Origin of the sequence: Providencia sp. (assembly GCF_052096715.1) — a bacterium.
In the GTDB taxonomy this organism is placed as follows: domain Bacteria; phylum Pseudomonadota; class Gammaproteobacteria; order Enterobacterales; family Enterobacteriaceae; genus Providencia.
In genome coordinates this window covers 27,788-40,325 of the sequence record NZ_JBQDNB010000023.1, presented here as the reverse complement: position 1 = coordinate 40,325, position 12,538 = coordinate 27,788, and the positions used below count along the sequence as shown (strand labels likewise).

Annotated in this window: 12 protein-coding genes; 8 read left to right on the top strand and 4 right to left on the bottom strand. The window is 38.3% G+C overall.

The genetic code is table 11. The features are described 5' to 3' along the window. Nucleotides 1–136: 136 nt before the first annotated feature. The gene (locus ACTH6U_RS15860; protein ID WP_441832595.1) at nt 137–1,033 is read left to right on the top strand and encodes a diaminopimelate dehydrogenase; all 897 of its coding nucleotides are present in this window, start codon (nt 137–139) and stop codon (nt 1,031–1,033) included. Nucleotides 1,034–1,402: 369 nt separating this feature from the next. Continuing rightward, nucleotides 1,403–2,011 carry a hypothetical protein gene (locus tag ACTH6U_RS15855; RefSeq protein WP_441832594.1) on the top strand — a complete coding sequence of 203 codons (609 nt, stop codon included), beginning with the start codon at nt 1,403–1,405 and terminating at the stop codon, nt 2,009–2,011. Nucleotides 2,012–2,141: 130 nt separating this feature from the next. Here the strand turns inward: ACTH6U_RS15855 and ACTH6U_RS15850 are convergent, their stop codons facing one another. Both ACTH6U_RS15850 and ACTH6U_RS15845 read right to left on the bottom strand, forming a co-directional pair. Next, nucleotides 2,142–2,969, bottom strand: coding sequence for a phosphoenolpyruvate hydrolase family protein (locus ACTH6U_RS15850; RefSeq protein WP_294104947.1), 828 nt, complete (start codon nt 2,967–2,969; stop codon nt 2,142–2,144). A 15-nt stretch (nt 2,970–2,984) separates the two neighbouring features. Beyond that, entirely contained in the window at nt 2,985–4,205 is a 1,221-nt protein-coding gene (locus tag ACTH6U_RS15845) for a Tm-1-like ATP-binding domain-containing protein (protein ID WP_441832593.1), read from the bottom strand. A 385-nt stretch (nt 4,206–4,590) separates the two neighbouring features. Between ACTH6U_RS15845 and ACTH6U_RS15840 the strand changes: the two genes are divergently transcribed. Next, nucleotides 4,591–5,226 carry a TetR/AcrR family transcriptional regulator gene (locus ACTH6U_RS15840; protein WP_294104943.1) on the top strand — a complete coding sequence of 212 codons (636 nt, stop codon included), beginning with the start codon at nt 4,591–4,593 and terminating at the stop codon, nt 5,224–5,226. Nucleotides 5,227–5,425: 199 nt separating this feature from the next. Continuing rightward, on the top strand, nt 5,426–6,463 hold the full coding sequence (locus tag ACTH6U_RS15835; RefSeq protein ID WP_294104941.1) for an AbrB family transcriptional regulator: 1,038 nt from the start codon (nt 5,426–5,428) through the stop codon (nt 6,461–6,463). Nucleotides 6,464–6,543: 80 nt separating this feature from the next. On the opposite strand, the gene ACTH6U_RS15830 is transcribed toward ACTH6U_RS15835, so the two are convergent. Further along, complete coding sequence (locus ACTH6U_RS15830; RefSeq protein ID WP_294104939.1) at nt 6,544–6,891, bottom strand: YacC family pilotin-like protein; 348 nt, start codon at nt 6,889–6,891, stop codon at nt 6,544–6,546. Nucleotides 6,892–7,140: 249 nt separating this feature from the next. Between ACTH6U_RS15830 and cueO the strand changes: the two genes are divergently transcribed. Continuing rightward, entirely contained in the window at nt 7,141–8,823 is a 1,683-nt protein-coding gene (gene cueO / locus ACTH6U_RS15825) for a multicopper oxidase CueO (RefSeq protein WP_441832592.1), read from the top strand. 190 nt (nt 8,824–9,013) lie between these two features. Then, a complete protein-coding gene (hpt, locus tag ACTH6U_RS15820) occupies nt 9,014–9,550 on the top strand; it encodes a hypoxanthine phosphoribosyltransferase (protein WP_441832591.1) in 537 nt (178 codons plus the stop codon). Between the two features lie 72 nt (nt 9,551–9,622). Here the strand turns inward: hpt and can are convergent, their stop codons facing one another. Beyond that, nucleotides 9,623–10,276 (bottom strand): carbonate dehydratase, encoded by a 654-nt coding sequence (gene can, locus ACTH6U_RS15815; RefSeq protein ID WP_294104933.1) that lies wholly within the window; start codon nt 10,274–10,276, stop codon nt 9,623–9,625. Nucleotides 10,277–10,746: 470 nt separating this feature from the next. On the opposite strand from can, the gene ACTH6U_RS15810 reads away from it, so the two are divergent. Together ACTH6U_RS15810 and ACTH6U_RS15805 are read left to right on the top strand one after the other, a co-directional pair. Continuing rightward, nucleotides 10,747–11,688 carry an ABC transporter ATP-binding protein gene (locus tag ACTH6U_RS15810; RefSeq protein ID WP_336429656.1) on the top strand — a complete coding sequence of 314 codons (942 nt, stop codon included), beginning with the start codon at nt 10,747–10,749 and terminating at the stop codon, nt 11,686–11,688. Next, nucleotides 11,685–12,455 (top strand): ABC transporter permease, encoded by a 771-nt coding sequence (locus ACTH6U_RS15805; protein WP_294104929.1) that lies wholly within the window; start codon nt 11,685–11,687, stop codon nt 12,453–12,455. Before ACTH6U_RS15810 ends, ACTH6U_RS15805 begins: the two co-directional genes overlap by 4 nt. Nucleotides 12,456–12,538 lie beyond the last annotated feature (83 nt).

Genomic DNA, 12,538 nt, shown 5'->3' with positions numbered 1-12,538 from the left:
TGACTGTTAATTATTCACTCTTACTACATATTTATGTATTATTGCGATGAGATATATTTGCTGAGGCCTGAAAGATTCAAGGTATAGCGTTAATACGTGCGAACAACATCAGAAGACGTTAAATTAAGGAACACAAATGACTAAAATTAAAGCAGCAATAGTGGGATACGGCAATATTGGCCGTTATGCACTCGAAGCTGTTCAAGCCGCTGAAGATTTTGAATTAGTGGGGATAGTGCGCCGTAATACGCAAGATGTTCCTGCTGAACTTTCTGCTTACAAAATTGTAGATGATATTGAAAAACTGGGAAAAGTGGATGTTGCATTATTGTGCTCACCAACTCGTGCAATTGAGCCTTTGGCTGCAAAAATTTTAAGCCTCGGTATTAATACCGTGGATAGTTTTGATGTGCATTCAGGCATTGTAGATTTAAAACATAGCCTTGATAAAGTCGCAAAAGCTTATAACAGTACCGCAATTATTTCCGCTGGTTGGGATCCTGGTTCTGATTCCATCATGCGTACATTAATGTTAGCGATGGCACCGAAAGGCGTGACTTTTACCAATTTTGGTCCAGGTATGAGTATGGGGCATAGCGTTGCAGCTAAGGCAGTCGAGGGTGTAAAAGATGCGCTGTCAGTGACTATTCCGCTGGGAACCGGTGTGCATCGTCGCATGGTGTATATTGAATTGGTCTCTGGGGCTAATTTTGACGATGTGGCTCGTGCAATCAAAGCGGATAGCTATTTCTCATCAGATGAAACGCATATCCGTCAAGTTGATAGCATTGATGCGCTTAAAGATGTAGGTCATGGGGTACATATGACCCATAAAGGAGTTTCAGGTGCGACGCATAATCAATTATTTGAATATACAATGCGTATCAATAACCCTGCATTAACGTCCCAATTTATGGTTTCTGCTGCTAGAGCAACAATGAAACAAGCCGCAGGCGCTTATACGGTTATTGAAATCCCACCGGTTAATTTTCTACAAGGTGATTTAGATAGTTTAATCGCTAAATTGGTTTAACTATTTACTTATTTATTTACCTATTTATTTACTTATGTGGCATGAATAACGATTGAGATGATTCATGCCATTTCTACTCATTTACGTTCTCTGTTTTAATCCTCTTATTATTCCAACATTCAGATTATAGCCACTATTTATTTTTCACCTGATTGAGTAGTCTACCAAGCTTAATGATTGGCACGATTATTTTTGAGGATAAAATGATGAATAAAAAATCAAGGAGTGAAAGAAAAACGAATAGAAATAATCGTAGCAATGATAAGCAAAGCGAGAGCGGTTTTTTTTCTAAGAGCAGTTCGACAAAAAGTCTGACTGAAAGCAAACAATCATTTAATGTTATTCGCGCATTATCGAAAATGGTTAACTATGGTTAACTATAGTTTCTCGTTATTCTATGTTGGGTTTATTCTCTCAGTATGGTTTTACCCTGAATACTATAATGCAGAGATTATTTATAATCTGACAATTATTCTTATTTTTGAGTTTATTCTCGTGCACTCTGGCGTTTTTATGGCGGTAATTCAAAATAAAATTGCCTTGGTGGGTTTTGCTCTATTTTATGGAGTATTTGCCCTTGCAATAAACACTTCGGTACTTGGTGATGCGCCAATTATTCTTTATCTTTACAGTGCTACAGTGATAAATCGAATGATATTTGGCTTGAGTAGCCGTAGTCCGCAAGAACGACAAGAAAATATGGGCTATTCCGCATTAATGGCGCTCAACTTTATGTTTTGTATTTTCGCCGCTCTGATCCTATCTTTTATGGTGCCTTATGGTGGTCTAACGCCTAGTTACTTATCTTCCATTGACTATTATACAGCTATGACCTCAGGTGGAGAATTTCCTGAAAACCCCCATGTTGCATTTGCTTTTGGTGTTATGTACTTTTCTATGCCAGTAGTTATGCCTATTATTGTTAAGTATTTTACTTATCGATACCGTAAAAAACAGGCTAGTAAGGTTAGCGCTTAAGTATGATTTTGCTTTGCGTTATCATTTTTAATAACAGCTTTTATTATGAATAAATAATCTATAAGCAATAAAAAAACGCCTACCGAAGTAGGCGCCTGGTGTTGGCAAAACAAAATGGAAAATAAAAATACTAGCGAGTAATTGATTTGAATTTTTGTGTTGTTTCTGTGAGGGCAATTTCAGTTGGTAGACGTTCCATCGAGCTTGCACCATAAAAACCATGACAATCTGGGCAATTAGCTAAGATATATTGAGCATCTTCTGGTGTAGCAATAGGACCACCATGACAAAGTACAATCACATCATCGCGAACCGATTTAGCCGCTTTCGCCCAATCATTAACTAGGGCCACACAATCTTTAAGTGTCAGTGCCGTTTCTGCACCAATATTACCACCTGTTGTTAACCCCATATGAGGCACAATGATATCCGCACCGGCTTTGGTCATTGCGATAGCATCTTCACTGCTAAAGACATAAGGTGTGGTTAATAAATCTTTTTCGTGAGCCATACGGATCATATCGACTTCAAGTGCGTAACCCATTCCTGTTTCTTCTAAATTTGCTCTGAAGTTACCGTCTATTAAACCGACCGTTGGGAAGTTTTGCACACCAGCGAAGCCTGTCGCTTTGATATCATCAAGGAATTTATCAAACTGACAAAATGGGTCCGTACCGTTGACACCTGCAAGCACAGGGGTTTGTTTAACGACCGGTAGCACTTCTTTTGCCATGTCCATAACGATTTCATTGGCGTTGCCATAGGCAAGAAGGCCAGCGAGTGAGCCACGACCAGCCATGCGATAGCGGCCTGAGTTATAGATAACGATTAAATCAATACCGCCAGCTTCTTCGCATTTAGCTGATAACCCAGTTCCCGCACCACCACCGATAATCGGTTCGCCACGGGCTATCATATCTCTGAATTTTTTCAGTAAACTTTCGCGGTTATGTTTCATGAATAGACCTCTGTATTATTTGTTCAATATATCCTGATGTAATTGAATCACTTGTTCACAAAATTCAGCGGAATTAACATGATAAGGACTCAAAATTAACTGTCTTTTTGCTGTTGTAATTAGATTTTCGGTCAGTGCATCAATAAATGCTTGGTCAGCGAGTGGGTCCCAAAATGGTGCGCCTTCAATATCTAAGGCTGAGAATCCTGCGGTTGGGATGATAAAGCGAATTTCGCCATCACAACGGTTAAGTTTTTGTGCAATCCAACGACCCATTTGTTGATTTTCTTCTGGGGTAGTTCTCATGAGGGTAACTTGCGAATTGTGGTGATAAAATTGCCTTTCACGATATTGTTCGGGCACCGTGGCCGGTCGTCCAAAATTGACCATATCTAAAGCACCACAGGAAAGGACACAAGGGGTTTGAGTACGAGCAATTGCACCAAAACGGTCTTCATCACAGGCAAGTACGCCACCAAATAGAAAATCACAAACTTCCGTAGTGGTGATGTCTAAAACGGAATGCAATAGATTGCTATCAATGAGTTTTTCCATTGCCTTCCCGCCACTGCCAGTAGCATGAAAAACTAAACAATCAAACTCATCTTCTAGCTTAGCAGTAAGTTGTTGCACGCAAGATGTGGTGACACCAAACATAGTTAATGCAATAGCCGGTTTTAAGGTGGTGGTATCTTCATCATCTTGATTAAACCAAACTGCCCCTGCAATTTGATTGGCTGCATTTTTTAATACTTTACGGGAAATAATGTTTAACCCAGAGACATCGGTTACTGAATACATCATTGAGATATCGCTGGCACCGATATAGCCTGAAATATCGCCAGAGGCCATGGTGGAAACCATTAGTTTAGGTATACCGACAGGTAATATTTGCATCGCTGGGGTAATTAATGCTGTGCCGCCTGAGCCGCCAAGGCCTAATATAGCAGCAACATCGGTTTGTGCAGCAAGATAAAGACTAAATGCTTGCGCCATAGCTTCTATAGCTTTACCTCTATCGCCACAAAAAACAGCTTTAGCACCAAGAGGATGATAGTTCGCAATAGTATCAGCACTAACATCCGCATTTTTTTCTAATTGAGTTGGTTGCGTTGTTAAATCGACTGTTCGTACAGAAAGCCCTGCATTTTTTATTATTTCACTAACATAAAAAATTTCGGCACTTTTAGTATCTAACGTAGTAGCTATGTAAATAAATCCCTGGTGCTTTTTCATGGAAAATCCTTTCAGATTGGGTCGGGAGTTTAATTTTTCATCTTAATGAGACTATAGTATCATTTTTTAGGTTTGTAAAATGAGATTATTATCTCGTTTTTAAATTTAAGATAAGTAAAATGTGTTAATGATTGTATCTTATTGATAAAAATTAAAAAATAATATTTAATATGGGTTATTATCACTATCATTAAATATTAATATCTATAATTTGTAGCTTAATTAGCATGATCCACCTATGATATTGAGTAATTAGTTTAAAGCTAAATTAAAATTGAGAGATGTTAGAAAATCTAATAGATTAAAAGTGCATGTCAACTCGAGTTCTTTTTTTTATGAAGTTGATTAAACTTATTCTCAGAGACAGTATTTTAAGGATGAATAAATGCCGCAAACTCAAAATATTTCAGAATATAAAGGTACGCGTAAACGAACCTATATTTTATTGGTAACGACGGCTTTAGATTTATTTGAAAAGGGTGCAATGCCTTCTGTTTCTGAGCTTGCATTTGAAGCCGGCGTTTCTCGTGCAACAGCCTATCGCTACTTTCCCACACAGAGCGACTTAATTACTGCTACCGTGAATGCCAGTTTGGGACCTATTTTAACATGGCGACCGCAAAGTGAAAAAACCAGTGAACGTATTGACGAGTTGTTGCGTTATGCTTTTCCTCGAATGTTTGAGCATGAAGGAGTACTAAGAGCGGCATTACAAGTCTCACTACAGCAATGGGCTTCTGACCGCTCATCATTGCAAAATGTAGATGTCCCGAAAGTTAAACGCCTTCAGCGAGGAAATCGAAAAGATATTCTTTCAATGGTGACAACGCCGATGAAAGGTGAATATCCGCAAGAAACGATTGATAAAGTTATCAAAGCTTTTTCGGTTATTTATGGCTCGGAAATATTCTTAGTGCTAAAAGATATTTGGATGTTAGATAATCAGCAAGTCACAGAAATTGCGCAGTGGATGGCAAAAGCCGTTATTAATCAAGCCGACGCTGATAACAGAAATAAGTAAATCCGAGCTTCAGTTAACTGATTTTATCATCACTGATTTATGCTTCTAAATTAGCAAAATACAAAATGAATATCGGTCAAAAATTGAAATTTCAGTGAATAATCACTTAGGTGACAAATAGGTGAAAACTAAACGTTGGTGGCATTATATTGTGATATAAATTAAGGCTATAACATGGGGTCTTAATGGTTAGTTTTTGATGATGAAATTCATAAAAATGTTAGGCGGGATAGTGATTTGCTCATTTATTGGTGGGCTACTAACCTATTTTGGAATACCACTCGCATTAATGTTTGGTCCCATTATTGCCATTATTATTTTTCATCGATTTGGTTTCTCTTTTCCTATTCCTAAGCATACCATCACCTTTGTTCAAGTCGCGTTAGGGACATCTGTAGGTTTGATGTTCAATCAGGTTTCGTTAAAAGAAGTCGATAATTTATTACTTTTATTAGTTATGTTAGTTGTCTGTTTAGCCGTGCAATTTTCATTCAGTTTTTTTTGGTTTTACCGCAAAGTAGGATGGACTAAACAAGAAGCAATGTTAGGATCAGTTCCTGGTGCAATGGCTGCCATTTTAGCGCTGACTGACCATACGCATACCCCGCCACAGAAAATTGTTATTTCCCATACCATTCGCTTAATTATCTTAATATTTTTAGCTGGTATTGTTGTGGGTAGCAATAATGACCCTCAACCTATTTTTCAATTACCCCAGCTTTCATTAGAATCTACTTTTTGGTTGCTAGTCATTGTTGCAGTAGGTGTTATTTCTGGATTGATATTACAGCGTTTAAGAGTTCCTGCACCTTTTATGCTGACTTCATTAGCCACGGCAACTTTAATACAAGGTTGGCTGGATGTGCCGCTTCATTTTCCATTAATGCTAACAGAACTTAGTATGGTATTAATCGGTATGAACATTGGTAATCATTTTATTGTTTTCCCATTGTCATCATTAATTAAAAATATTTACTCTTCTGCTCAAGTTGTTGTTATTAATATTTTTTTAACTTTTCTTGTTACTGTGTTTGCATCATGGTTAACCGGTTACGATATCTCAGTTTTGCTGTTAGCCTGGGCACCGGGCAGTATGGAAGCGATGACATTCGCTGCAATTACGATGAATCTCGATGCTGGATTTGTCATGTCGAATCACATTATCAGAATGGTGATAATTCAAAGTATTCCATCTTTGGTGTTATTTTGGCAGGAAAAAAGAGCGAAGAGGCCCTAAACTGAAAAGAAACATGTGTGGCAATTAACATGTTTCTTTACTTTAAGTTAACTGTTGTTCCCAATAGGTGATGATTTAACTTATTTGACGTAAGCAAATAATCCCAATGAGTCCCGAGCTAATGATTGACATTTAAAGTCTTTATCTAAAGGAATACCTTTTAGATCAGCATAACTTTCTTTGTTCATTTCTGTCATTTTTGTGGAGTTATAATCACTGAGATCCCATTTATTGCTCTTTGCAAGATAAACGATAGCTCGTTCAATTTCCCTATCGGGTATTTGTGTATATCCACAGTCATATTTTAAATAAATAAAAACGGCTGTGAGATCGGCAAGATCTTCAGCTTCGTTTGTAGAAAGAGCTCTGGCAGATTGGGTTATCCCTAACAGAGTCATTAAGCATGACATTACTATAAATTTGCGCATTCAGTATTCTATCGGATTTGTTTGTAAAGTTACGTTAGCATGAGAATAGAATTGTTAGTCAACTATATTTTTCTTAAATCAATGTAATAAACCCATATTTATTGAGTGGGTATGTTGACCTTCCTGTAGGGGGAAGCTTTATCATCCCCACTATTAAAGCACGTTTTCGCCGGAAAAGGTAATTGGCTATTTGCCATCCTATTTTGTTCTCACAGATTTTTTATTTTGATAAATAAAGGAAGGTTATCAATGTTACGTCGCGATTTTCTTAAATTAAGCGCTATTACTTACGCTGCAAGTGCGCTACCTATTTGGAGCCGTATCGCGGTAGCGGCTGAAAACTATCCAACTCTTGCTATTCCTGCATTGTTAGAGCCAGATGCTCAAGGTAATATCCAAATTGCAATTAAGCAAGGGACTTCTGTGTTTGTTCCCGGTAAAAAAACGACAACGTGGGGATATAACGGTGATTTACTTGGTCCGGCAATTAGTTTGAAAAACGGACAAAGTGTTAATATTAATATTGTAAATCAACTGCCTGAAGAAACAACAGTGCATTGGCATGGATTAGAAATATCAGGTGAGCAAGATGGTGGTCCACAAGCGATTATTCGTCCAGGCGCGAGCAGAAAAGTAAATTTTACCGTCGCACAACCTGAATCAACGTGCTGGTTCCATCCTCATACACACGGACAAACAGGCTACCAAGTTGCGATGGGGTTAGCTGGACTGGTATTGATTAAAGACCAAGATAGCACTAAACATGGCTTACCAAGTTCATGGGGCGTTGATGACGTTCCTGTGATTTTACAAGATAAACGTTTGAATGATGACGGCCAGATAGATTATCAGTTGGATGTGATGAGTGCTGCTGTGGGCTGGTTTGGTTCACTGATGCTGACTAATGGTGTGGTTCTTCCTAAGCACATTGCTCCAAAAGGTTGGATACGCCTTCGGTTGTTGAATGGATGCAATGCACGAAGCTTAAATATCTCAACCAGTGATGGCCGTAAAATGTATGTGGTGGCAAGTGATGGAGGCCTACTCGCAGAGCCTATTCCATTAACCGAATTACCTATTTTAACGGGTGAGCGTTTTGAAGTTTTGATTGATGCCTCTGATGGTCGTTCATTTGATTTAGTGACCTTACCTGTTGGTCAAATGGGCATGACGATTGCACCATTCGACCAGCCTCTGCCTGTCCTTCATATTGAAACGACGATCAGTGCTAGTGAAGGTAAATTACCACCTGTCTTGGCCGCGTTGCCCGCGATTCCATCACTTACAGGGCTGACTCGTCGCCGCTTCCATTTAATGATGGATATGCGCTTAGATATGCAAGGCATGATGATGTTACGTGAAAAATATGGTGACCAAGCTATGGGTAACATGGGCGGCACAATGATGGAAAATATGATGTCTGATGGAAATAATAATTCCATGGGGCAGGGAAATATGAATCACGGCAATATGAATCACGGTAGTATGGGTGACGGTAATGCGTCTCAGGGCAAGATGAATAACATGCCAATGAATGGGATGGGAAATGGTGGTGGTCATTGTGGTACGGGGACTGGTGAATTAGATATTCATAACGCGAATACCATTAACGGACAAGTTTTCTCGATGACACATCCTGCGTTTAATGCACCGATGAATAAACAAGAGATTTGGGTCATTTCAGGTCGCGGTGACATGATGTTACATCCATTCCATGTGCATGGTACACGTTTTAGAATTTTGAAAGAAAATGGCAAAGGGGTAGAGCCACATCGCCAAGGCTGGAAAGATATTGTAAGAGTGGAAGGGCAAGTGAGTGAAGTGTTGGTAGAATTTAAGCATCCAGCAACACCGCAGCATCCTTATATGGCGCATTGTCATTTATTAGAGCATGAAGATACTGGGATGATGATGGGTTTCACGGTTAGCTAATATTAATTAAATTAAGCTAAATATCTCATGGGTTAGGATTGTTAGATTCTAGCCCTTTTGTTTTTATAGGTATAATTTAAAATCATTATCATCCTTAACTTAAATTTAGGTTGTCTGTGAAGATATCGCGTCTTAGAGAGCTTTATGCTAAAATTACGTGCTTTCCATTCCCATAGATGCGTAATTAAAGATGAAACATACCCTTGAAGTAATGATCTCTGAAGAAGAGATCGCTCAGCGAATTAATGAATTAGCGAATGAAATTAGTGCTCACTACCAAAAAATAGAGGGCGAATTAGTACTCGTTGGCTTATTAAAAGGCTCATTTATTTTTATGGCTGATTTATGCCGTAAAATCAGTGTAGCTCATGAAGTCGATTTCATGACGGTATCAAGCTACGGTAATGCAATGACATCCAGCCGTGATGTGAAAATCGTTAAAGATTTAGATGAAGATATTCGGGGTAAACATGTTCTGATTGTTGAGGATATTATCGATTCGGGTAACACCTTAAATAAAGTACGTGAAATATTTGAATTACGTGGCCCGAAATCTGTTGCGATTTGTACGTTGCTTGATAAACCTTCACGTCGTGAAGTTGATGTACCAGTCGAATGGATTGGTTATTCTATTGAAGATAAATTTGTCGTGGGATATGGCATTGATTATGCTCAACAGTACCGCCATTTACCTTATATTGGGCATGTGACTCTACTTGACGAGTAATCAATCTCTCATGCTATACGTGCTATAAAAGAAAGGACAGCTAAGGCTGTCCTTTTTATTGATATTCGATTGCTATATTTTTGGCGTGAGTTTCGCTATTGCTTCACGATAACACAGCTCAAGTTTTTCACGGCTATCAGCAGTGGTATGCAAATCATGCAAACGACCGTTGTTAATACCGTAGACCCACCCGTGGATCATCACTTTTTGCCCACGTTTCCATGCTGACTGCATAATAGTTGAGTGGCCTAAGTTATAAACTTGTTCAACAACGTTCAATTCGCATAAACGGTCGAGGCGTTCGCAAGGCTTTAATTCACCTAGCATTGAGCTATGTCGGTACCATATATCACGGATATGCAATAACCAGTTGTTAATCAATCCTAACTCAGTATTATCAACAGCCGCTTCAATACCACCGCATCCATAATGGCCACAGATGATAATGTGTTCGACCTCTAAAACATCTACCGCATATTGAATAACGGATAAACAGTTAAGGTCGGTATGGATGACAAGATTGGCAACGTTACGGTGTACGAATAGATCACCTGGCGCAGCATTAATTAATTTTTCAGCAGGTACACGGCTATCTGAACAGCCGATCCATAGGAATCTAGGTTTTTGAGCTTTTGATAATTCTTTAAAGAACTCAGGATTTTCCTCTTTTACAGAGGCTGACCATGCTTCATTATTTGCAAATAGCTCTTCGATTTTTTTCATCATGACTTATAGCCTGGTTGTGTTACTTTGCGATAAAAATTTATACAATATTTAACTCGTCATACATCAACTTGCATTGGTGTTGACTGTGTTCATTCGTTCTAGTTACCAATGTTAGTTAGCGCCTAGCGACTCATTTACTTGCCATTTAGCTGCACCTTGACTGATTTAGAGTATATTGATTTATTAATAGTTAGTTATATTAATTCAATTTCATTATGATGAACCACTCATTTAGACAAGACAACCCTAAATAAGTAACATGTTGAATTATCTTTTATAACCTTATATTCATCATACTTCAAATGACATTATTACTGCAGTTCTTGGGCTATTTTCCCTTGCTACCTATCTGTATCTCAAATTATTTTGGGTTTATTATCACTTTTCTGCATAACATAGAATAGAAAAAAGTGGCATCATAGGCCCATATTGCCCTTAAACCATCACAAGAATAAAGGTGTTTTTTACATATGACGTATGCCCTTGAGTTATCGCAACTGACCAAAACCTATTCGGGTGGCGTGAAGGCTTTGCGAGGAATCGATTTGAACGTTGAAGATGGTGACTTTTATGCATTGCTCGGACCTAATGGCGCAGGTAAGTCAACCACAATAGGGATTATTAGCTCACTGGTCAATAAAACTAGTGGTTCAGTCAAAGTGTTTGGCTATGATCTTTCAAAGCAAGTTGTGCAGGCTAAGCAGCAACTTGGTCTCGTTCCACAAGAATTTAATTTTAATCCTTTTGAAACGGTATTACAGATTGTACTCAATCAAGCAGGTTATTATGGCGTTAAGCGTGATATCGCTTTACAGCGTGCGAAACAATATTTAACCCAATTAGATTTATGGGAAAAGCGAGATGAACGGGCGCGTAACTTATCTGGTGGTATGAAGCGTCGTTTGATGATTGCTCGGGCATTAATGCATCAACCTCGATTATTGATCTTAGATGAACCGACAGCGGGTGTTGATATTGAGCTACGTCGTTCTATGTGGAGCTTTCTGAAAGAGCTAAATGCACAAGGAACAACCATTATTTTGACAACCCACTATTTAGAAGAAGCTGAAATGCTGTGTCGGAATATTGGTATTATTCAACACGGTGAGCTGGTGGAAAATACCAGTATGAAGCAGTTATTAAGTCAACTAGAGTCAGAAACATTTATTTTTGACCTAACACCTAAAAGTCCGATACCTAAATTAGCAGGATATGACGCTCGGTTAATTGATACATCGACTCTAGAAGTTGATGTGAAAAGAGAGCAGGGACTTAATGGGGTATTTAGTCAATTAAGCGAACAAGGCATTCAAATTTTGAGTATGCGTAATAAGGCGAATCGTTTAGAAGAATTATTTGTCAATTTAGTGGGAAAAGAAAGTGATGCCGCCCATAAGGAGGATGCACAATGATTTCATTATATTGGGTTGCATTAAAAACGATTTGGATAAAGGAAGTTACTCGTTTTGGTCGGATATGGGTACAAACATTGTTACCACCGGTGATTACGATGTCGCTCTATTTTGTGATATTCGGTAACTTGATTGGTTCTCGAATTGGTGAAATGGGTGGGGTGGATTATATGCAGTTTATTGTCCCCGGTCTGATTATGATGGCGGTGATTACTAATTCTTACTCTAATGTCTGTTCTTCATTTTTTGGTGCTAAGTTTCAGAAGAATATTGAAGAATTACTGGTAGCCCCTGTGCCAACTCATGTCATTATTGCTGGTTTTGTTGGCGGTGGTGTGGCACGTGGTGTTTTAGTTGGCTTTTTAGTGACTTTAATTTCGCTGTTCTTTATTCCATTACACGTTCATTCATGGTCGATGGTCATAATTACGTTGTTGCTTACTGCAATTGTATTTTCACTCGCTGGATTATTGAATGCAATTTTTGCGAAAAGCTTTGATGATATCAGTATCGTACCGACTTTTGTTTTAACGCCTCTCACCTATCTTGGCGGTGTTTTTTATTCATTAACTTTATTACCTCCAGTTTGGCAGGCGATATCTAAGCTTAATCCTATCGTGTATATGATCAGTGGTTTTAGATATGGCTTCTTAGGTATTGCCGATGTTTCTGTCATGGTAACATTGGGTGTTTTAATGATTTTCTTAGTCATCTTTTATATTCTAACTTGGTATCTTATTGAGCAAGGTAGAGGATTACGTAGTTAATTATTAAGGTCATTAATTGTCTTAAACCATTTATTATTAGGCGCTTAAAAACCGCACTTTAAAGATTAATAAAAAATCAATTA